The following is a 19,249-nucleotide window of genomic DNA, read 5'->3' on the forward strand; positions in this document are numbered from 1 at the left end:
GCATGTTGGCATGGAAACCCGGCTCCGGCGAGTGTTTTCGGACCCCCCGTTCGGCCCCTTCCGGCGTGCGGCGGCGGGGTTCGGGCGGCAGACCCGCGAGGCGGCACCCGGGCGTCGGGCGGTGCGCAGCCCGTCCAGCAGGGCCGGGCCCTCGTGGCCGTGGTGCCGCTCGGCCGCCGTCCGGCAGTCGAAGCCGGTCTCGACCCGGTGGCGGGGAGGGTGCGCAGCTGCGCCACCGTCAGCTCGGCGGGGCGGTCGAGGCGGCCGCGGAGCTCGACGAGGGCGGGGCGGACGTCAGACGTCCTCCAGGCGCAGCCGGGCACTGACCGCGCCGAGGCCCTCGGCGAGGACCGCGAGCTGCTCGCGGGTGAGCACGTCGATCAGCAGCTCGCGCACCAGGGCGACGTGCCCGGGCGCGGCCTGGCGCAGCGTCTCCCGCCCCTGGTCGGTGAGTTCGGCGATGACACCGCGCACATCGCTGGGGCAGGAGCGGCGGGCGACCAGGCCGGCCCGTTCCAGCTGGGTGACCTGGTAGGTCAGGCCGCTCTTGGAGGTGACCAGCTTGTCGGCGAGTTCGGTCATCCGCAGCGAGTCGCCGGGGGCCGCGGACAGGTGCACCAGGATCTCGTACTGCTGGTGGGAGAGTCCGGAGTCCTCCTTGAGCTGGCGTTCCAGCCGCCGGTTCAGCAGGTTGCTCGCGGTCACGAAGCCCCGCCAGGCGGCCGCCTCGTCCGGGTCCAGCCAGCGGGGTTCGTTCAGTGAGGACATGGGGCGAAGCCTACTCCTGTTGTTCAAATTCGAACGAAGGTGTACCGTCGACCGCAGTAGACGTTCAAATTTGAACTACTTTGTTTTCCGAGGTCCCGAGGAGGACGCCATGAGCACCGCGGCCCCCGAGCGCATGCCCGCCCTGTACCTGTCGCACGGCGCCCCGCCGCTGGCCGACGACCCGGTCTGGCCGGGCGAGCTGGCCGCCTGGTCCGCCGACCTGCCCCGGCCCAAGGCCGTCCTCATGGTCTCCGCCCACTGGGAGGAGGCCCCGCTCGCCCTCGGCGCCGTCACCACCCTCCCGCTGGTGTACGACTTCTGGGGCTTCCCCGAGCACTACTACCGCGTCCGGTACGCCGCCCCCGGCGCGCCGGAACTCGCCGAGCGCGTGCGCAAGCTGCTGCGCGCCCCCGGCACACCCGTCCAGGACATCCCCGACCGCGGACTCGACCACGGCGCGTACGTCCCGCTGGTGGAGATGTACCCGGACGCCGACGTCCCGGTGCTCCAGGTCTCGCTGCCCACCCTCGACCCGCAGCGGCTGATGGAGATCGGCCGCAGGCTCGCCCCGCTGCGCGACGAGGGCGTGCTGATCGTCGGCAGCGGCTTCTTCACCCACAACCTGCGGGCGCTCAGCAACGACGGCCGGGTCACCTCGGTGATGGCCGAGTTCGACGACTGGGGCCGGCGCGCCCTGGAGGCCCACGACCTGGACGCGCTGCTCGACTTCGAGCACAAGGCCCCGGCCGGACGCCTCGCCCACCCGCGCACCGAGCACTTCGCCCCGCTGTTCGTCACCCTCGGCGCCGGCGAGGCCGACCTGGACAGCCAGCGCAGCGTCATCGACGGGTTCTGGATGGGCCTGGCCAAGCGCTCGATCCAGCTGGGCTGACCCCGCCGGGACGCGGGGCGAACCCCTCGCGGGTCCTCACGCGGAACAGCAGGTGAAGCGCTCGCCGATGTGCTCGGGCTGCTCGATCTCGTCCACCAGGGCGACCGCGTAGTCCGGCACCGTGATCCGGCTGCGCCCCTCGGCATCGGTGAGCAGCTGTTCCAGACCGGTGCGGTAGCGGCCGGTCCGCTCCCCCGGGCCGATCTCGGCGGCCGGGCTGAGCACCGTCCAGCGCAGGTCGGAGACCGTCCGGTAGTAGTCCAGGGCGGCACCGTGGGCGTGCATGATCTGGAGGACCGGCTCCGGCAGGCCCGGGGCGTCCCAGACCCGCACGCCCGGCGCGGTCTCCAGGCTGCCCGCCCCGCCGACCGCGACCAGCCGGGGCGCCGCGTCGCCCAGCGCGCGCAGGCCCTCGACCAGGGAGTGGGCGGCGGGCTCGATCAGCGCCAGGTGGCCCGGGCCGTCGCCGCCGCCGACGGCGCTCACCAGCACGTCCTGGCCGCCGGCCACCCGGGTCACGTCCGCCGGGTCCAGCACGTCCGCGCGCTCCACGGAGGCGGCTCCGCCCCGGTAGTGGTCCGGGTCGCGGACCACGGCGGTGACCTCGTGCCCGCGAGCCACCGCCTCGGCGACGACGGCGCTGCCGATGGTGCCGTTGGCGCCGATCACGGCGATTCTGGCCATGGGTACCTGCCTGCCTGGGTGCTCGCGCGGGTGGGGGTGCCGGCGACCGGACGGAACGCGTCGGACAGGGTCGATTATCGGACGGACTCCCGGCGCGTGCCCGGGCGTTGGGCCTATCGTGTGACGTTCCGTCGAAGGAGTGATCATGCGCAACGGCGACCCCGTACGAACCGCCCTGGACGCCTCGCTGGCGGTCCTCGCCCCGCACACCGGGGACCGCGACTGGGACGTGCCCGCCGGACTCCTGGAGTGGAGCTGCCGCGACACCGCCGTCCACATCGCCCACGACCTGCTCGCCTACGCCGGCCAGCTCGCCGCCCGCCCCCGGGACCGCTACCTGCCGCTGGACCTCACCGTGCGGCCCGAGGCCGACCCGGCCCAGGTGCTCACCGTGGTCACCGCCGCCGGGCACCTGCTCGCCACCGCCCTGGACGCCGCCCCGCCCGAGCTGCGCGCCTACCACCACGGCCCCTGCGAGCCGCTCGGCTTCGCCGCGATGGGCGTCGCCGAGACCCTGCTGCACACCCACGACATCACCAGCGGCCTCGGCCTGCCCTGGCAACCGCCGGCCGGGCCGTGCCGGTTCGCGCTCGACCGGCTCTTCCCCGACGCGCCGCAGGAGCCGGCCGCCCACCCCGCTGAGGTCCTGCTCTGGTGCACCGGGCGCGGGGAACTGAACGGCCGCCCGCGCAGGTCCTCGTGGACCTGGCGGGCGGCCGTGGGCGAGTGGCCGGACTGACCCGGCCGGTCAGGCGCCCTCGGTGGCCGCCCGCTCGGCCTGGCTGCGCTCGACGCAGAACTCGTTGCCCTCCGGGTCCGCCAGGGTGACCCAGCCCCTGCCGTCCGGGGTGCGGCGGTCCGCCAGCACGGTGGCGCCCAGGACGACCAGGCGGGCCACCTCCTCGTCCCGGCTGCGGTCCTGCGGCTGGAGGTCGAGGTGCACCCGGTTCTTCGCCGACTTGCCCTCGGGCACCCGGATGAAGAGCAGCCCGGCGCCGGCGGACTCCACCAGGACCTCGTCGTCACCCGGGTTGTCGTCCTCGCCCAGGGTGCCCTCCAGGGCCTCGGCCCAGAAGCCGGCGAGGGCGTACGGATCGGCGCAGTCGATCGTCACATGTCGTACCAGAGAAGCCATGTGCCTACTCTCACCTGCGCCGATCGGATCCGTCCAGCCTTTTCCGGGAGTGCCGGTGGCCGTCCCGAGGGTACGGCGGGGAGGCCGGGACGATCTCCGTGAACGCGTAGCCGCTCTTCTCCGCGACCCGGCAGGAGGCGTGGTTGTCGCCCTCGTGCAGCAGGTCGATCCGGCACAGGCCGTCCTCGGCGAAGGTGGCGAAGGCCCAGGCGGTGAGGGCCTCCACCGCGCGCGGGGCCACACCCCGGCCGCGGGCCGGGCCGACCGTCCAGTACCCCACCTCGGCCGTCTCCCCGCCCGGGGTGCCGCGCTTGAGCACCACGTTGCCGACCAGCTCGCCGGCGTCCAGGACGGCGAACGAGTACCGGGTGCCGGCCGCCCGGCCCTCGTCCTGGAGGCGCAGCCAGTGCGCGGCCTGCCCGGCGTCGTCCACCGGGGTGCGGGTGAAGCGGCGCAGGGTCTCGTCCCGGTAGGCCTCGATCAGCGCGGGTGCGTCGGCCTCCTCGAACGGGCGCAGCAGCAGGCCGTCGGCCACCAGGGGTGCGGCGACCGTCACTTGAGGCCCTCCCAGCCCCAGCGCGGGGTCGGGCCGGGCTCGCCGAGGTCGGTGCCGGCCGGGGAGGCGGAGACGTCCTCGGCGATCCTGGTGCCCCAGTCGAAGTACTCCAGCACCCGGCGGCGGAGCGGTTCGTCCTCGGGCAGCTCCGCGCGGACGGCCTCGGCCATCAGCTCCATCCAGCGCAGCCGCTGCTCCTCGGTGATGGCCAGGCCCAGGTGGGCGCGGAGCAGCGCCTGGTGGCCGCCCAGTTCGTCGGTGTAGCCGGTCGGGCCGCCGAAGACCTCGGCCAGCCAGACCGCGACGCGCTCGATGTGGGTGGGGGTGAAGTCGGCGAAGACCGGGGCGAGCAGGGGGTCGGCGAGGACGCCCCGGTAGAAGGTGTGGCTGAGCCGGCGCAGGACGTCGATGCCGCCGACGGCCTCGTAGAGCGTGGTGTCGGGCCGTGGGTCGTTCATGGTGTGCTCCCCGTGGATGGACCGTGCGTGGGCACCTTCCTAGCAGTCGGAGGCCACGGGCGGCGGGCCTCGGGCCCCTGTTCGCGCCGGGCTCAGCAAGCGGAGCGCCGGGTTCGGCAAGCGGAGCGGCGGGCTCCCGTCGCGGAGGGCGGGGATCCCGCTTGACCCTGACGCTGGCGGCAGGGTTGGAGGGTGGGGCCATGAGCGACGAGAGCGGGACGCGGAGCAGGGTCGTGGTGGTCACGGGGGCCGGAACGGGGATCGGCCGGGAGACGGCGCGGGCCTTCGCGGCCGAAGGGGCGCGGGTGCTGGCGGTGGGACGGCGGTTCGAGCCGCTGGCGGAGACGGCGACCGCGTTCCCGGCGCTGATCGAGCCGCTGGCCGCGGACGTGACCGGGCCGCAGGCGCCGGAGGAGATCGTCCGGGTGGCGCTGGAGCGGTTCGGACGGCTGGACGTGCTGGTCAACAACGCGGCGATCGTGCGGGACCGGCAGAGCGTCGGCGGCTTCGACCGGGCGGGCGTCGAGACGCTGCTGGCCACCAACCTGGTCGCCCCGGTGCTGCTCGGGCAGGCCGCGCTGCCCGCGCTGGAACGGAGCCGGGGCGTGGTGGTCAACGTCAGCACCGCCGTCGGGCAGCGCGGCTGGCCGAGCAACTCGGTGTACGCGGCGAGCAAGGCGGCGCTGGAGACGGTCACCCGCAGCTGGGCGGTGGAACTGGCGCCGCGCGGGATCCGGGTGGTGGCGGTGGCGCCCGGGGCGATCGACACCCCGATCGGCGAGCACTCCGGGTACGGCCCCGAGCAGCGGGCGGCGATCCGGAAGTGGCAGATCGAGCACACCCCGCTGGGCCGGATCGGCCGGCCGGCGGAGGTGGCCTGGGCGATCACCCAACTCGCCTCGCCGCAGGCCTCGTTCGTGACCGGCGTAGTGTTGTCGGTGGACGGCGGCGCGCTGGTGGGCTGACCGGGAGGGGACAGGTGGCGGTGCGGATCGGCGAGCTGGCGGCCCGGACGGGCAGTACCGCCCGGGCCCTGCGGCACTACGAGCAGGCCGGGCTGATCGACTCCGAGCGCGCGCCGAACGGCTACCGCGAGTACGGCGGGTCGGCGGTCGTCCGGGTGCGCAACATCCGCGCGCTGGTGGCCGCCGGGCTCACCCTGGAGGACCTCCGGCCACTGCTGGGCTGCCTGGACGGGGACGTGCTGGCGGTCCGGCCGTCCGAGCGGGTGCTGGGGATCGTCCGGGAACGGCTGGCGGTGCTGGAGCGCCGGATCGCCGCCCAGACCGAGGCCCGGGACCGGCTGGTGGCGGCACTGGCGGCGGCCGGGGCGCCGGCGGACGGGCCGCACGACGCGGACGGGTGACACCCCCGATCGGGGGTGTGCAGGGCGCGGCCGGGAGAGGACAGTGGCCCCATGCAGATTCCACTCTCCGTGATGGACTTCCTCGACCGGGCCGAGCTGGTCTACGGCGACCGGGTCGGCATCGTCGACGAGCCGGTGCAGCCGGCCGAATCCTGGGGCGAGCTGAGCTACCGCCGGGTCGCCGAACTGGCCCGGGCCCAGGCCGCCGGGCTGGACCGGCTCGGCGTCGGGCCGGGCGAACGGGTCGCGATCGTCTCGCACAACTCGGCCCGGCTGCTGACCTCCTTCTTCGGGGTGAGCGGGTACGGCCGGGTGCTGGTGCCGGTGAACTTCCGGCTGAGGGCCGAGGAGGTGTCGTACATCGTCGAGCAGAGCGGCGCCTCCGTGCTGCTGGTCGACCCCGAGGTCGCCGACTCCCTGAGCGGGGTGGTGGCCAAGCACAAGTTCGTGCTCGGCGCGGACAGCGACGCCGTGCTGTACGACTTCGACGGCACCCCCCGGCGGTACGCGGTGGCCGAGAACGACACCGCCACCATCAACTACACCAGCGGAACCACCGCCCGCCCCAAGGGCGTTCAGCTCACCCACCGCAACCTCTGGCTGAACGCGACGGTGATGGCCCTGCACTACGGCGCCGGCGACCGGGACGTCTACCTGCACACCCTGCCGATGTTCCACGCCAACGGCTGGGGCCTGCCGTACTCGCTCACCGGCCTGGGCGCCCGGCACATCGTGCTGCGCAAGGTGGACGGCGCGGAGATCCTGCGCCGGGTCGAGCGGCACGGGGTGACCTTCCTGTCCGGCGCGCCCGCCGTGGTCCAGATGGTGCTGGACGCGGCCGCCGACTGGGACGGCCCGGTGCCCGGCCGGGACCGGGTGCGGATGATCGTGGCCGGCGCCCCGCCGCCGACCTCGGTGGTGCAGCAGGTCGAGGAGCAGTTGGGCTGGGAGTTCATGCAGCTCTACGGCCTGACCGAGACCTCCCCGGTGGTCACGGTCAACCGCTCGCGGGGCGAGTGGGACGCGCTGCCGGCCGCCGAGCGGGCCGAGAAGCTGGTGCAGGCGGGCGCCCCGGCGCTCGGCACCCGGCTGCGGGTGGACGCCCAGGGCGAGGTGCTGGTGCGCTCCAACACCGTGCTGGACGGCTACTGGCAGCAGCCCGGGGCCTCGGCCGAGGCACTGCGGGACGACTGGTTCCACACCGGTGACGGCGGCACCCTCACGGACGGCCTGCTGACCATCTCCGACCGCAAGAAGGACGTCATCATCAGCGGCGGGGAGAACGTCTCCTCGATCGAGGTGGAGGACTGCCTGTACGACCACCCGGCGGTCGCCGAGACGGCGGTGATCGGCGTGCCGCACGAGAAGTGGGGCGAGACGGTGAAGGCGCTGGTGGTGCTCCGGGAGGGCCACGAGGCGGTCACCGAGGCCGAGTTGATCGCGCACTGCAAGCAGCGGCTGGCCGGCTACAAGTCGCCCACCACGGTGGAGTTCCGGGACGCCCTGCCGCGCACCGCCACCGGGAAGCTGCAGAAGTTCCGGCTGCGCGAGCCGTACTGGGCCGGACGGGACCGCCAGGTCAACTGACGAGCCCCGACTCCCGTGCCGTGAGGGCGAGTTCGGTCCGGTTGCGGACACCGAGCTTGTGCATCGCGGACTTGAGGTAGCCCGTCACCGTGTTGCAGGTCAGGCCCAGTCGGGCGGCGATCTCCGGATTGGTCCGGCCGGTCGCCGCCCAGCGCAGCACCTCGTGCTCGCGCGGGGTCAACGGCGGTACGGGGGCCGCCTTCCGGGGCTGTTCGCGGTTCCAGGCGGCGGCCCCGGCGAGCGCCCGGGCCGCCGCCTTCGCCAGCGTGCCGACCGCGGAGATCCGCACGTCCCCGAACGGGACGACGGCGCGCAGCGAGGCGTACACCACGCCGTGCACGGTGCCGCCGTCCATCAGCGGGACGGTGAGCATCGCGTACAGGTCCTCGGCGGCCACGGCCGCGTCGTAGTGGTGCGAAATGGTCGTCGCCGCACGGTAGTCGGGCACCCAGGTGGGCGCGCGCTCGGCGAGCGCCCGGCCGCCGAGGCCGAGTCCGGCCGGGACGGGCACGTCGTGCAGCAGGTCGGCCCGGGTGCCGGCCCAGTGGCGCAGCACCATGCCCTCGCTGCCGGGGCGGCTGCCGGGCAGCGGCTCGGGCACGCCGACCAGGCCGACGTCGACACCGCACTCGGCCACCACCCGGCGGGCGAGGTCGCCGAGCACGGCGTCCCGCACCAGCTCGGCGGCGCGCGCGGCGAGTTCGGGATCGTCGGGTCGCGCAGCGCCGTCGACGGGTTGCGCAAGGTGGGGGTCCGCAGCCCTGGTCATCGCGGAATTGTCACACGCGGTGGGGCCGGTGGCGAGAGTCCTGACATGCGTGTTTCGTGGAGTCGCGGACGGCGGAAGCCGGCCGGGCGTAGGGTGCGCCGATACGCTACCGGCGGGTAGTAACTGCCGGGCGGGGGCCGCCCGGACCGGAAGACGAGTCGATGCCGGAGGGGAAGATGTCGGAGGGGAAACCGATGACCGACCCGAACACCCCGGGTGACGTCCTGGGCGGGCTGCTGGCGGACCTGCGGGCCGAGAGCGCCGTGCTGGACGGCCTGGTCGCCGGGCTGCCGGCCGAGGGCTGGGCCCGTCCGACGCCCGCCGAGGGCTGGACGGTGGCGCACCAGATCGCCCACCTGGCCTGGACCGACGACTGGACGGCCCTGGCCGCACGCGACCCGGAGGGCTTCGGCGCGTCGCTCGGCGGGCGCTTCACCGAACTGCTGGCGGCCGGCGCCGACCCGGTCGAGGAGGGCGCCCGCACGGGTGCGGCCGCCGAACCCGCGGCACTGCTCGCCCGCTGGCGGGCCGGGCGGGCGCAGGTGCTGGCCGCGCTAGCCGCCGCCCCGGCCGACGTCCGGCTGCCGTGGTTCGGCCCGCCGATGAAGCCCGCCTCGATGGCGACCGCCCGGCTGATGGAGACCTGGGCGCACGGCCAGGACGTCGCGGACGCGCTCGGCGCCATCCGCGAGCCCACCGACCGGCTGCGGCACATCGCCCACCTGGGGCTGCGCACCCTGGGCTTCGCCTTCACCCTGCACGGACTGCCCGCGCCGGAGCGCCCGGTGCGGCTCGAACTGACCGCGCCCGACGGCGGGGCCTGGTCCATCGGCCCGGCCGGGGCGCAGGACGTGGTGGCCGGCCCGGCCCTGGACTTCTGCCTGCTGGTGACCCAGCGCCGCCACCGGGACGACCTCGCCCTCACCGCCACCGGACCGGTCGCCACCGCCTGGCTCCCGATCGCCCAGGCCTTCGCCGGGGCGCCGGGCAAGGGGCGGCAGCCCGGGTCGTAGGACGGGCGGGGGCGGGGCCCGAGGTCGGGGCCGGGAGGGTCGCGGTGGCGGGCCCCGGGACGTGCGGCGGCGGCCCGGGAGGCCCCCCGGCGGCCCCGGGCGCGGCGCTGTCGGGCCGCCGGGGTTGAATGGCCTGCATGAACGACCTGCTCAGCCCCCTGCCCCCCGTCCCCGAGCTGCGCGACCGCTGCCGCGCGCTGGCCACGCTCGACGCAATCCTCTGCCCAGAGGACTGGGAGTCGCGCTACCACTCCTTCGACGCCGCCTGGGACGAGGGCGAGGAGATGGCCTCGATGCGCAACGGCCAGGGCGACGACTGGGTCGTGGTCTTCTCCGCCGTCGGCGCCTACGGGCGCGGCTTCGACCACGAGGCGCCCAACGCCCCGGAGCTGCTCGCGGCCGTGCCGGAGGAGTTCCGCCGCTTCGCCGAGGAGCCCGCCTTCGGGGACGAGGACGGGCCGACGGTCACCCGCTGCTTCTGGCGCGCCCCCGGGGACGACGCCTGGCACGGCGCGGCCGCCGAGCGCGGCGCGGAGCGCCTCTTCGATCTGCTGCTGGACGGCTCCGCCGAGGCCTACCGGGCGTGGGCCGAGGACTACTTCGAGCCGGAGCGGGCGCTGGACACCGCCGCGGTCGAGCACGTCCTGGCGCTGCGCCCGCTCACCCCGGCCGTGGTGGCGGCGCTCAACCCGGACACCGACCTCGACGAGCTCGCCGAGGACCTCGCGGAGATCGGGTACCCGGGCTGACGCCCACCGGCTGACGTCCGCCGGCGCTGACGTCCATTGCCGACGAGCCCCCTCCGGGCGGCATCGGCGCACTCCCTCCGGATGCCTCAGAGGCCGATCCGGAGCGGGGTGAGCCGGGTGGCGATCAGGTTGGTGGCGCCCCGGTCCCGCTCGATGCGGCCGTGGACCAGCAGCCCGGCCCGGTCCAGGGCGGTGCGGCGCTGGGACTCCCAGACCGGGCGGTCGCAGATCACGTTGATCAGCCCGGTCTCGTCCTCCAGGCTGAGGAAGAGCACCCCGCCGGCCGTCGGCGGCCGCTGCCGGTGGGTGACCAGGCCGCCGACCACCACCGCCGTCCCCGGTGGCACGTCCGGGAGCTGGACGGCGCAGAGGGCGCCGCCGCGTTCCAGCTGGCTGCGCAGGTGCTGGAGCGGGTGGCTGGTGGCGGAGGTGCCGGTGGCCCACAGGTCGGCGATGGTCTCCTCGACCGGGCTCATGCCGGGCAGCTCCGGCGCCTCGGTGCCGGGGGTGGTGCCGGGGAGCGGATCGGCCGAGATCCCGGCGAACGCCCCTGCCGCCCACAGGGCCTGACGCCTGGTCAGTCCGAAGCAGTCGAAGGCGCCCGCCGTCGCCAGCGCCTCCAGGGCGGGCCCGGGCAGGCCGGTGCGGCGGGCGAAGTCCTCCAGGCCGGCGTACGGCTGCCCGGCCACGATCGCCTCGGCCTGCGGGGTGCCGATGCCGCGCACCGTCTCCAGGCCCAGCCGGATCGCCGGTTGCGGGCGTCCGGCGGTCAGCGGCGGCTTCGGGGTCGGCCCCCGGTACGGCTCCAGGGTGGGGCGCGCCCCGCTGGCGTTGACGTCCACCCCGCGCACCCGCACGCCGTGCCGCCGGACGTCCGCGACCAGGCTAAGCGGCGAGTAGAAGCCCATCGGCTGGTTGGCCAGCAGGGCGCAGGTGAAGGCCGCCGGGAAGTGGTGCTTCAGCCAGGCGCTGGCGTACACCAGGTAGGCGAAGCTGATCGCGTGGCTCTCCGGGAAGCCGTAGTTGGAGAAGGCCTCGATCTTGACGTAGACGTCCTCGGCCACCTCCGGCGGGATGCCGCGCTCGGCCATCCCGCCCAGCAGCCGCTCGCGCAGCCGGGCGACCCGCTCGTGCGAGCGCTTGGCGCCCATCGCCTGGCGCAGCCGGTCGGCCTCCGCGGGGGTGAACCCGGCGCAGTCGATGGCGAGTTGCATCATCTGCTCCTGGAACAGCGGCACCCCCAGGGTCTTGCCGAGCGCGTTCTCCATCAGCGGGTGCGGGCAGCCGGCCGGTTCCACCCCGGCGCGGCGGCGCAGGTACGGGTGGACGGAGCCGCCCTGGATCGGGCCGGGGCGGATCAGCGCGACCTCGACCACCAGGTCGTAGAAGTGGTCCGGCTTGAGCCGGGGCAGGGTCGCCATCTGCGCCCGGGACTCGACCTGGAACACGCCGACGGTGTCGGCCCGGCGCAGCATCGCGTACACGCCCTTGTCGTCGTCCGGGATGGTGGCCAGGTCGTAGCGCAGGCCGTGGTGCTCCGCGACCAGGTCGCAGGCGTCGTGCAGCGCGGCGAGCATGCCGAGGCCGAGCAGGTCGATCTTCACCAGTCCGGCGCCTGCGATGGACTCCTTGTCCCACTGGAGCACGGAGCGCCCGGGCATCCGGGCCCACTCGGTGGGGCAGATCTCGCCGATCGGCTCCCGGGTCAGCACCATGCCGCCCGAGTGGATGCCCAGGTGGCGGGGCAGGCCGTGGAGCTGGGTGGCGAGTTGGAGCACGTCGGCGGGGATGACGGCGTCCGCGCCGGGGGCGGAGCGGAAGTCGGTCTGCCTGCTGAACGCGTCCACCTGCCCCTGCGGGTAGCCGAGCACCCGGGCGGCGTCACGGATCGCCAGCCGGGGCCGGTAGGTGATCACGTTGGCGACCTGGGCGGCGTGCTCGCGTCCGTAGCGGCCGTAGACGTACTGGATGACCTCCTCGCGGCGGCGGTTCTCGATGTCCAGGTCGATGTCGGGCGGCCCGTCCCGGGCGGTGGAGAGGAAGCGTTCGAACAGCAGCTTGTAGTGGATCGGGTCGACGGCGGTGATCCCGAGGGCGTAGCAGACCGCGGAGTTGGCGGCCGAGCCACGGCCCTGGCACCAGATGTCCTGACCGCGGCAGAAGTCCACGATGTCGTGCACGATCAGGAAGTAGCCGGCCAAGTCGAGGTCCTCGATCACGTCCAGCTCCTTGGCGAGCTGGCGGCGGGCGGCGGCGTTGCCGGGGCCGAAGCGGGCCGGGCCGCCGGCCGCGACCAGGGCGCGCAGGTGGCTGATCTCGGTCTCGCCCTCGGGGACGGGGAAGCCGGGCAGCTCCGGGTCCAGCTTGGCGAAGTCGAAGGCGCAGGCCCTACCGAGTTCGGCGGTGGCCCGCTGCACCCCGGGGAAGCGGGCCAGCCGGCCGGCCATCTCGCGGCCCGAGCGCAGGTGCGCGGTGCCGGCCGCCCTGGTCCAGCCGGCCGCGTCCTGGAGGGTGCGGCGCCCGTGCAGGGCGGCGAGGCTCTGCGCGAGGCGGCCCTGGGCGGGGCCGGCGTGGTGGGCGTTGGTGGAGGCGACGACGGGCAGGCCCAGCTCCGCGGCGAGGGCGGCGAGGGCGCCGTTGCGCCGGTCGTCGCCGGGCAGCCACTGGTCGATCAGCTCGACGTGGACGTTCTCGCGGCCGAACGCCTCGGCGAGGGTCCGCAGTCGGCGCTCGGCCTCGCCCCGGTCGGGCAGCGCGGCCGGGACCCGGCCGAGACGGCAGCCGGTGAGCACCGCCCAGTGGCCGTCGTGCGCCCCGGCGAGCGCCGCGAGGTCGTACCGCGGGTTGCCCTTGGCGCCGCCGGCCAGTTGGGCGGCGGCGATCGCGGCGGACAGGCGGCGGTAGCCGGCCGGGTCGCGGGCGAGGACCAGCAGGTGCTCCTGCGCGCCGCCGTCGCGGATGGTCAGCTCGGCGCCGAACACGGTGGCCAGGCCCGTGCCCCGGGCCGCCTCGGCGAGCCGGACGGCGCCGTACAGGCCGTCGTGGTCGGTGATCGCGAGGGTCTCCACGCCCAGCCGGACCGCCTCGGCGACCAGGTCCTCCGGGTCGCTGGCGCCGTCCAGGAAGCTGAAGGCGGAGTGGACGTGCAGCTCGGCCCAGGGCTCGGCGCCCTGCCCGGGGGTGGGGCCGGTATTCGGGGCGAGGGGTTCCTCGGGGCTGGGCTCGGCGTCCGGCTGCTCCGGGGCGGAGCGGCGCAGCCGGACGACCGTACGGTCCGGCGCCGCGCCGGCCAGCCGGCGGTGCAGTTCGCTCCAGGGGAGGGTGGGGTGGCTGGTGAAGCCCATCGGGGGTTGCCTTCGTCGTTCTCGTGCTCGTTCTGGCTCCCCCCTCGGGTTCCGGGCACCGCTAGTCGTAGCCGGCCTCCAGGTACCAGGCACCCCCCTCCACGGTGAGCAGCAGCGCCCGGCCGCCGCCCACCACGACCTGGAACCGCGCCCGGCGCCGGGCCAGCGACTGGTCCCACCAGTACTCGACCGCCGGCCAGGGCCCGGTCCAGCCGTCCACCCGCTCCTCCCGGCCCCGGGCCACGACCAGGGCCGGCCGGGCCGACACCCCCGCCCGGCCGTCCACCGTGACCGGCCGCCCGGCCCCGTCCAGCACCCGCACCGGTGCCGGCTCCCGCAGCACCACGGTCGGCCACACCTCCGGCAGCCGCCCCGGCCAGGGCGCGTCGGCCGGCGCCGCCGCCTCGTACGGCTCGCCCCACGGCACCTTGACCACCTGCTCGCCCGGGCCGCGCCCGCCGGCCGGCTCGATCCGGCGCAGCCCGGCGTGCCCGAGCACCGCCTGCACCCGGGCGACCGCGCGCTCCACCCGGTCGTCCGCGACGGCCTGGCCCCACAGCGCGAGCTGGCGGCCCTGGTCCGGGGAGAGGCCGTCGGGGGCCAGCCGGAGCAGGGTGAAGCCTTCCTGGCCGCCCGGGCCGGGGGTGGGGTGGCGGCTCGGGGCGCCGTTCGGGTGGTCGTTCTGGTCACGGCTCGGGGCGCCGTTCGGGTCGCGGCTCGCGAAGGTGCCCGCGCCCTGCCAGGCCTGGAGCTGCCAGCGGACCCGCTCGGCCAGCGCCGTCGCGGACAGCCGGCCCTCGTGCCGCCACAGCCGGGAGGCCGTCCGGCCGTCCGCGCAGGCCACCTCGACGGCCACCCGGCGGCAGGTCAGCCCGGCCCCGGCCAGCCGCCGGTGCAGCTGCTCGGCCAGCGTGCGGGCGACGAACACCAGCGGCTCGGCCAGCGGCTCCGGCGGATCGAAGCGCTGCTCGACGGCGAGGTCCGGCTCCTCGTCGCGCGGCACCAGCGGGCGCGGTTGCAGGCCGCGGGCCAGCCGGTGCGCGACCGTCCCGGCCGGGCCGAAGCGGTCCGCGACCGACTCGGCCGGCAGCGCGGCGAAGGCCCCGACGGTGGGCAGGCCGAGCTGTCCGAGCAGTCCGGCCAACGCCTCGTCGCCCAGCGCGCCCACCGGGTACGGGGCGAGGAACTCCGCCGTCCGGCCGGCCGGGACCAGCACCCCGGCCCGGGCTGCGAGCACGGCGGCGAACAGGCCGTCGGCGACACCGACCTGGGCCTGTGGGGCGTCCGCTCGCCGTTCGGTCACGGCGCCCGTGTGCTCGTCCACGGCCACCGTGCCTTCGTCGACGGCCACCGCGCGTTCGTCGACGGCCACCGCACCCGGGACGGCGTCCGGGACGAGCGGCTGTCCGAGGGCGTCCGCCACCGCCCTGCCGACCTTGCCTGCCAGCGCCTCCTCGCCGCCGAAGTAGCGGACCGGGCCCTTCACCGGGATGGCGCACAGGCCCGGGCGGATCACCTCCACCCGGGGCGTGAACGCCTCCATGGCCGCGACCACCGGTTCGAAGCGGCGGGTCTCCGCCTCCGGGTCGCGGTCGCGCAGCTCCAGCTCCGGGCAGAGCCGCTGGGCCAGCTTGAGCCGCTGCCCCTGCCGCACCCCGGCCGCCCGGGCGCCCGCCGAGCAGGCGAGGATCCGCCCGCCCTCGGTCACCGCGACCGGGTCGTCACCGGTGACCGCCGCCACCGGCCAGTCCGGGCACCAGACCACCAGCACCCGGGGGGTTCTGTCGTCCGCCATCTCAGACCACCGCCGCCACGAGGGGGGCCACCGGCTCCGCCGCCGGTATCGCCGGAACCACGGGGATCACCGGTGTCGCCGGTTCCGCCATTGGCTGCGGCTGTTCCTCCTGCGGCTGCTCCTGGAGCGGACGCACCGCGCCGTGCTCGTCCGGCAGCCAGAGCCGGGCCGTCCGGCCGCGCCCCGCCGAGCCGCGGCCCTCGGCCACCACCTCCACCTGTCGGCCGACGAGCTGCCCGTGGCCGTCGCCCAGCCCGAACCAGCGCCCGGAGCGCACCCCCAGCCGCAGGGCCGCGCCCGGCCACGGCCCGGCGACCAGCAGCACGCAGCCGCTGCGCCGCAGCACCGCCGCCAGCCGGGCGGCCAGCTTCGGCGGCACCGGCCCGTCCGGACGCAGCATGATCAGCTCGACCGCACCGGCCAGCACCGAGACCACCTCGGCCCAGTGCGGCCCCGGGTCGTCCGCGACCAGCAGCCGCCGCAGGTCCAGCCCGTACCCCTCGGCGGCGGCCAGCCCCAGGTCCGGCAGTCCGACCGCCGCGGCCCAGCCGCCCTCGGTCTCCTTCACCCCGGCGGCGAGCGCCAGCAGCAGTCCGGTGTCCCCGCCCGCCACCGACACCGCCGTCCCCCGGCGCAGCCCGGCGTCGGGCAGCACGTCCCGCAGCGCGGGCGGTACCGGCAGGAGCCCCCGGCGCTCCGCCGCCTGCCCTTCCCGGTCCCCCCGCTCCCCCGGCGCGGCAGCCGGGGGCGCCACCGGTCGGAGCACGGGACGTGCGGGCTGCTCGGCGGTGGATTCGAAAACAGATTCGAAAACGGGCACACCCCCAGGATCGAACATTCGTTCGCAAAGATTCAAGTCCGACCTGGTCAACCCACCCGTCACTCTCCGTTGCGCCGCCTCGCCGAGGCTTGAGGGGAGGTACGGTGCGCGCATGCCCCCCCGCGCGACACGGCCTCGGTCCGGCCGGCACCGTCCGGGCCGAGCACGGTGGTGGCCGCCGTAGCCCTGATCCACGGCGAGAGCGGCGACTGCCCCGGCGAGGTCCTGGTCTTCGCCCAGGCCGGCTACCTCTCTGGCTGGAGGTCTGCTCCTGGAGCGACAACGCCGAGGCCACGCCGGCCTTGGCCCGGCAGCCCCTGCGCCGTTGACGCCGGCGATCCCGGCAGCGCACTCGCCACCGGGATCGCGGAACCACCAGGTCGTCCGGAGCCCGCGGCCGAGTACCGAAGTCCCCCCGGGCACGCCGCCGTTGCACCCCGGGGCGATGGTGCGCCGCCGTCCGGGCCGGCGGTTCGGCGCGCCACCAGGTGGCCGGAGCCCGTCGGACAGCCCGGTGGCGAACACCTCCCGGTCCCGGGCGGCGCTCACCCGGTCCGCGACTCGACGGGCGGCGGCGACCCGTCGGGAACGCGGACGATTTTTTCCGGGGTGGGGCCGAATCCTTCGAGGCGCCCCGTGCCTCTTATAAACGTTCCGACAAACGTCGGGCACGGGATCCGGAGGTAGTGATGGTCATCGGAATCGGCATCGCCGTCGCCCTGGTGCTGCTCTGCACCTGCATGCTGGTCGTGAAGCGCAAGCGAGCCGGGCGTGGCTGAATCGACCTGGCCCGGCGAGCAGTTGATCGCCGCCGCGCAGGGCGGTGACGTCGACTCGATCGCCGCGTTGGTGTCGGGCTCGCACCCCAATGTGCAACGGTTCGCCCGCTCGCTCTGCGCCACCCCGGAGGACGCGGAGGACGCGGCGCAGGAGGCCCTGATCATCCTGTACCGCAAGATCGGGATGCTGCGGGCCTCCGGCGCCCTGGCGTCGTGGATGTTCCGCATCGTCCGCAACGAGTGCCTGCGGCGCGCGCGGACCCGACTGCGGGACGACGCCGCACCGTTGCGGCAGGACGCCTCCGTGGCCTCGGCCGAGGATGCGGTCCTGCGACGCCTGGAAGCGGAGCGGGTGGCGGCCGCGGTCGCCGCCCTGCCCGCCGACCAGCGCCGGGTGCTGATCATGCGGGACGTCCAGGGCTACAGCGGCCGGATGGTCGCCGACGCGTTGGGCCTCAGCACACCCGCGATGAAGTCCCGCCTGCACCGGGCCCGTTCGGCGGTTCAACGGGCCCTGCTGGCCAACCCCGAAACAGTCCCCGGAGGGAACCGATGCCCGGAACGATGACCAGGACGAAGACCAGAGCGATGACCGAAGCGACGATCAGGACGACGACCACGACGCTGATCAAGACGCCGACCGGGTCCCAGCCCGGAGCCGACGCCCGCCCCGCGGGCCCCGACTACGCCAGCAGGACCCTGTCCGAGCACGTCGCGCGCGGCGTGGTGGGCTTCGGCTCGCTGATCGGCTCGATCGCCCTCCTCCCGCTGGTCGGACCGGTCGGCCTGGTCCTCCTGCCGGTCGGCCTGTTCGCCCTGCGCGGCTGCCCGATGTGCTGGACGATCGGCCTGATGCAGACCGTCTCGCGGGGCCGCCTCCAGCGCTCCTGCGAGGACGGCCGGTGCAGGCTGACCGTCGCCGGCCACGACAGGCACCCCGGGAAGACCGCCTCCTGAAGGACGACCGTGCCCGTGCCTCGCGGGGGGAGGCACGGGCACGGGGCCGCCCCGGTCACCGACAAGCATTTTTTCCTTGACAAATTTTTTTGTCGGCTGGATCCTGGAACGGTGCTGGAAGTCGCCGTGATCGAAGAACCCGCCGCGGCCGAGGCCTCGCTGGACCCGATGCGGTCACGCCTCCTCGCCGCCCTGACCGAGCCCGCCTCGGCCGCCATGCTGGCCGCCCGGCTGGGACTGCCCCGGCAGAAGGTCAACTACCACCTGAAGGAGCTGGAGCGGCACGGCCTCGTCGAACTCGCCGAGGAACGCCGCAAGGGCAACGTCACCGAACGGGTGTACCGCGCCACCGCGTCCTCCTACGTGATCTCCCCCAGCGTCCTGGCCGCCGTGAGCCCGGACCCGGCCCGCTCCCCCGACCAGCTCTCCGCCCGCTGGCTGCTGGCACTCGGCTCCCGGCTGGTGCAGGAGGTCGGAACCCTGCTGACCGGCGCCTCCCGGGCCCGTCGACGGGTCGCCACCTTCGGCATCGACGCCCAGGTGCGGTTCGCCTCCGCGGCCGACCGGGCCGCCTTCGCCGAGGAGCTGGCCCAGTCCGTGGCCGCCCTCGTCAGCCGCTACCACGACGAGTCCGCCCCCGGGGGCCGCAGCCACCGGGTGGTCGTCGGACTCCACCAGATCCCCGCCGCACAGCCCGGAGCCGGGGCGGAGACCGGTCCCGCCGGATCCGCGTCGCACGAGGAGAGGCCGGACGGGGAGAAGCCGAACCAGGAGGACCCGCGATGACCCACCCGTTCGAGATCGAGCTGGAGACCTCCCTCCCGGCGAGCCCGGAGCAGGTCTGGGAGGCGATCGCCACCGGACCGGGCATCGACTCCTGGTTCATGGGCCGCAACGAACTGGACCCGCGCGAGGGCGGCACCGCCGTCATGGAGACCGGAGGCCACCGCGAGGAGGCCGTCGTCACCGCCTACGAGCCCGGCAAGCGCCTGGCCACCCGTACGGCCACCGGCGAGGACGGCCGGTTCATGGCCTTCGAGTACCTGGTCGAGGGGCGGGACGGCGGCTCCACCGTGCTCCGCGTCGTCCACAGCGGGCTGCTCGGCGACGACTGGCAGGACGAGTACGACGCGCTGCGCCGCGGCTGGCCCTTCCACCTCCACACGCTCCGCGAGTACCTCACCCACTTCCCCGGCCGCACCGCCGTCCCCGTCTTCGCCGCCGCGCCCTCGGGCGGCCGACCGGAGCCGGAGGTCCGGGCCCTGCTCGCCCGTGCCCTGTCGCTGCCGCTCCCGGCCGCCGTGGGCACCCGGGTCCACGGCGGACCGGCGGCCCTGCCGCCGCTGGACGGTGAGGTGGTCTGGGCGGACGACGAGCGCCTGGAGGTCCGCACCGCCGACGGGCTCTACACCTTCCACCACGGCTCCGGCCTGGTGCTGATGTTCCACCACCTCTTCGGCCCGGCTGCGGTCGGGGCCGGGGACGGAGCCGAGGCCGCCTGGCAGCAGTGGCTGGCCGGGCTCCTCGCCTGACCTGCTCCGTCCAGGTCGCTCAGAACGCCCAGATCGTCCAGACCC

Annotated in this window: 20 protein-coding genes; 11 read left to right on the forward strand and 9 right to left on the reverse strand. The window is 75.2% G+C overall.

Going from position 1 to position 19,249, the window contains the following annotated elements:
• Positions 1-294: 294 nt before the first annotated feature.
• Positions 295-759, reverse strand: coding sequence for a MarR family winged helix-turn-helix transcriptional regulator (locus tag ACZ7RU_RS30985; protein WP_470344401.1), 465 nt, complete (start codon positions 757-759; stop codon positions 295-297).
• Between the two features lie 118 nt (positions 760-877).
• Between ACZ7RU_RS30985 and ACZ7RU_RS30990 the strand changes: the two genes are divergently transcribed.
• Positions 878-1,660: a dioxygenase family protein gene (locus ACZ7RU_RS30990; RefSeq protein ID WP_470344280.1), complete on the forward strand. Its 783-nt coding sequence runs from the start codon at positions 878-880 to the stop codon at positions 1,658-1,660.
• 36 nt (positions 1,661-1,696) lie between these two features.
• On the opposite strand, the gene ACZ7RU_RS30995 is transcribed toward ACZ7RU_RS30990, so the two are convergent.
• Entirely contained in the window at positions 1,697-2,344 is a 648-nt protein-coding gene (locus ACZ7RU_RS30995; protein ID WP_470344281.1) for an NAD(P)-dependent oxidoreductase, read from the reverse strand.
• 145 nt (positions 2,345-2,489) lie between these two features.
• Between ACZ7RU_RS30995 and ACZ7RU_RS31000 the strand changes: the two genes are divergently transcribed.
• A complete protein-coding gene (locus ACZ7RU_RS31000) occupies positions 2,490-3,083 on the forward strand; it encodes a maleylpyruvate isomerase N-terminal domain-containing protein (RefSeq protein WP_470344282.1) in 594 nt (197 codons plus the stop codon).
• Positions 3,084-3,092: 9 nt separating this feature from the next.
• Here ACZ7RU_RS31000 and ACZ7RU_RS31005 read toward each other — a convergent pair whose 3' ends face one another.
• From ACZ7RU_RS31005 to ACZ7RU_RS31015, 3 genes are read right to left on the reverse strand one after another with little or no spacing between them, the layout of a single operon-like run.
• A complete protein-coding gene (locus ACZ7RU_RS31005) occupies positions 3,093-3,479 on the reverse strand; it encodes a VOC family protein (protein WP_470344283.1) in 387 nt (128 codons plus the stop codon).
• Positions 3,480-3,489: 10 nt separating this feature from the next.
• On the reverse strand, positions 3,490-4,035 hold the full coding sequence (locus ACZ7RU_RS31010; RefSeq protein WP_470344284.1) for a GNAT family N-acetyltransferase: 546 nt from the start codon (positions 4,033-4,035) through the stop codon (positions 3,490-3,492).
• Positions 4,032-4,493 carry a group II truncated hemoglobin gene (locus ACZ7RU_RS31015; protein ID WP_470344285.1) on the reverse strand — a complete coding sequence of 154 codons (462 nt, stop codon included), beginning with the start codon at positions 4,491-4,493 and terminating at the stop codon, positions 4,032-4,034. Before ACZ7RU_RS31015 ends, ACZ7RU_RS31010 begins: the two co-directional genes overlap by 4 nt.
• A 200-nt stretch (positions 4,494-4,693) precedes the next feature.
• On the opposite strand from ACZ7RU_RS31015, the gene ACZ7RU_RS31020 reads away from it, so the two are divergent.
• From ACZ7RU_RS31020 to ACZ7RU_RS31030, 3 genes are read left to right on the forward strand one after another with little or no spacing between them, the layout of a single operon-like run.
• Complete coding sequence (locus ACZ7RU_RS31020) at positions 4,694-5,458, forward strand: SDR family NAD(P)-dependent oxidoreductase (protein WP_470344286.1); 765 nt, start codon at positions 4,694-4,696, stop codon at positions 5,456-5,458.
• A gap of 20 nt (positions 5,459-5,478) precedes the next feature.
• The gene (locus ACZ7RU_RS31025) at positions 5,479-5,859 is read left to right on the forward strand and encodes a MerR family transcriptional regulator (protein ID WP_470344402.1); all 381 of its coding nucleotides are present in this window, start codon (positions 5,479-5,481) and stop codon (positions 5,857-5,859) included.
• Between the two features lie 51 nt (positions 5,860-5,910).
• Positions 5,911-7,446 carry an AMP-binding protein gene (locus ACZ7RU_RS31030; RefSeq protein WP_470344287.1) on the forward strand — a complete coding sequence of 512 codons (1,536 nt, stop codon included), beginning with the start codon at positions 5,911-5,913 and terminating at the stop codon, positions 7,444-7,446.
• Here the strand turns inward: ACZ7RU_RS31030 and ACZ7RU_RS31035 are convergent.
• Positions 7,439-8,215 (reverse strand): helix-turn-helix transcriptional regulator, encoded by a 777-nt coding sequence (locus ACZ7RU_RS31035; RefSeq protein WP_470344288.1) that lies wholly within the window; start codon positions 8,213-8,215, stop codon positions 7,439-7,441. The two genes, ACZ7RU_RS31030 and ACZ7RU_RS31035, sit on opposite strands and share 8 nt — an antisense overlap.
• Positions 8,216-8,409: 194 nt before the next feature.
• Here ACZ7RU_RS31035 and ACZ7RU_RS31040 point away from each other — a divergent pair, with 194 nt between their 5' ends.
• Both ACZ7RU_RS31040 and ACZ7RU_RS31045 read left to right on the forward strand, forming a co-directional pair.
• Entirely contained in the window at positions 8,410-9,228 is an 819-nt protein-coding gene (locus ACZ7RU_RS31040) for a TIGR03084 family metal-binding protein (protein WP_470344289.1), read from the forward strand.
• A 137-nt stretch (positions 9,229-9,365) separates the two neighbouring features.
• Entirely contained in the window at positions 9,366-9,977 is a 612-nt protein-coding gene (locus ACZ7RU_RS31045; protein ID WP_470344290.1) for a hypothetical protein, read from the forward strand.
• 86 nt (positions 9,978-10,063) lie between these two features.
• Here the strand turns inward: ACZ7RU_RS31045 and ACZ7RU_RS31050 are convergent, their stop codons facing one another.
• The 3 genes from ACZ7RU_RS31050 to ACZ7RU_RS31060 all read right to left on the reverse strand — a co-directional run bounded on the left by ACZ7RU_RS31050 (position 10,064) and on the right by ACZ7RU_RS31060 (position 15,936).
• The gene (locus ACZ7RU_RS31050) at positions 10,064-13,321 is read right to left on the reverse strand and encodes an error-prone DNA polymerase (RefSeq protein WP_470344291.1); all 3,258 of its coding nucleotides are present in this window, start codon (positions 13,319-13,321) and stop codon (positions 10,064-10,066) included.
• 61 nt (positions 13,322-13,382) lie between these two features.
• On the reverse strand, positions 13,383-15,116 hold the full coding sequence (locus ACZ7RU_RS31055; RefSeq protein ID WP_470344292.1) for a DNA polymerase Y family protein: 1,734 nt from the start codon (positions 15,114-15,116) through the stop codon (positions 13,383-13,385).
• A gap of 1 nt (position 15,117) precedes the next feature.
• Positions 15,118-15,936 (reverse strand): hypothetical protein, encoded by an 819-nt coding sequence (locus ACZ7RU_RS31060; RefSeq protein WP_470344293.1) that lies wholly within the window; start codon positions 15,934-15,936, stop codon positions 15,118-15,120.
• 771 nt (positions 15,937-16,707) lie between these two features.
• On the opposite strand from ACZ7RU_RS31060, the gene ACZ7RU_RS31065 reads away from it, so the two are divergent.
• The 4 genes from ACZ7RU_RS31065 (at position 16,708) to ACZ7RU_RS31080 (ending at position 19,204) form a co-directional block, all read left to right on the forward strand.
• Entirely contained in the window at positions 16,708-17,283 is a 576-nt protein-coding gene (locus tag ACZ7RU_RS31065) for an RNA polymerase sigma factor (protein WP_470344294.1), read from the forward strand.
• A gap of 20 nt (positions 17,284-17,303) precedes the next feature.
• Positions 17,304-17,672 carry a hypothetical protein gene (locus tag ACZ7RU_RS31070; RefSeq protein ID WP_470344295.1) on the forward strand — a complete coding sequence of 123 codons (369 nt, stop codon included), beginning with the start codon at positions 17,304-17,306 and terminating at the stop codon, positions 17,670-17,672.
• A gap of 111 nt (positions 17,673-17,783) precedes the next feature.
• The gene (locus ACZ7RU_RS31075) at positions 17,784-18,458 is read left to right on the forward strand and encodes an ArsR/SmtB family transcription factor (protein ID WP_470344296.1); all 675 of its coding nucleotides are present in this window, start codon (positions 17,784-17,786) and stop codon (positions 18,456-18,458) included.
• Positions 18,455-19,204: an SRPBCC family protein gene (locus tag ACZ7RU_RS31080; protein ID WP_470344297.1), complete on the forward strand. Its 750-nt coding sequence runs from the start codon at positions 18,455-18,457 to the stop codon at positions 19,202-19,204. Before ACZ7RU_RS31075 ends, ACZ7RU_RS31080 begins: the two co-directional genes overlap by 4 nt.
• The last annotated feature ends 45 nt before the right edge of the window (positions 19,205-19,249 follow it).

This window comes from Kitasatospora sp. NPDC114501, from assembly GCF_055633695.1.

Bases quoted from the DNA above. Each gene is read 5' to 3' on its own strand.
- ACZ7RU_RS30990 (WP_470344280.1), top strand. From the start codon at position 878: ATGAGCACCGCGGCCCCCGAGCGCATGCCCGCCCTGTACCTGTCGCAC.
- ACZ7RU_RS30995 (WP_470344281.1), bottom strand. From the start codon at position 2,344: ATGGCCAGAATCGCCGTGATCGGCGCCAACGGCACCATCGGCAGCGCC.
- ACZ7RU_RS31000 (WP_470344282.1), top strand. From the start codon at position 2,490: ATGCGCAACGGCGACCCCGTACGAACCGCCCTGGACGCCTCGCTGGCG.
- ACZ7RU_RS31005 (WP_470344283.1), bottom strand. From the start codon at position 3,479: ATGGCTTCTCTGGTACGACATGTGACGATCGACTGCGCCGATCCGTAC.
- ACZ7RU_RS31015 (WP_470344285.1), bottom strand. From the start codon at position 4,493: ATGAACGACCCACGGCCCGACACCACGCTCTACGAGGCCGTCGGCGGC.
- ACZ7RU_RS31020 (WP_470344286.1), top strand. From the start codon at position 4,694: ATGAGCGACGAGAGCGGGACGCGGAGCAGGGTCGTGGTGGTCACGGGG.
- ACZ7RU_RS31030 (WP_470344287.1), top strand. From the start codon at position 5,911: ATGCAGATTCCACTCTCCGTGATGGACTTCCTCGACCGGGCCGAGCTG.
- ACZ7RU_RS31035 (WP_470344288.1), bottom strand. From the start codon at position 8,215: ATGACCAGGGCTGCGGACCCCCACCTTGCGCAACCCGTCGACGGCGCT.
- ACZ7RU_RS31040 (WP_470344289.1), top strand. From the start codon at position 8,410: ATGACCGACCCGAACACCCCGGGTGACGTCCTGGGCGGGCTGCTGGCG.
- ACZ7RU_RS31045 (WP_470344290.1), top strand. From the start codon at position 9,366: ATGAACGACCTGCTCAGCCCCCTGCCCCCCGTCCCCGAGCTGCGCGAC.
- ACZ7RU_RS31050 (WP_470344291.1), bottom strand. From the start codon at position 13,321: ATGGGCTTCACCAGCCACCCCACCCTCCCCTGGAGCGAACTGCACCGC.
- ACZ7RU_RS31055 (WP_470344292.1), bottom strand. From the start codon at position 15,116: ATGGCGGACGACAGAACCCCCCGGGTGCTGGTGGTCTGGTGCCCGGAC.
- ACZ7RU_RS31070 (WP_470344295.1), top strand. From the start codon at position 17,304: ATGACCGAAGCGACGATCAGGACGACGACCACGACGCTGATCAAGACG.
- ACZ7RU_RS31080 (WP_470344297.1), top strand. From the start codon at position 18,455: ATGACCCACCCGTTCGAGATCGAGCTGGAGACCTCCCTCCCGGCGAGC.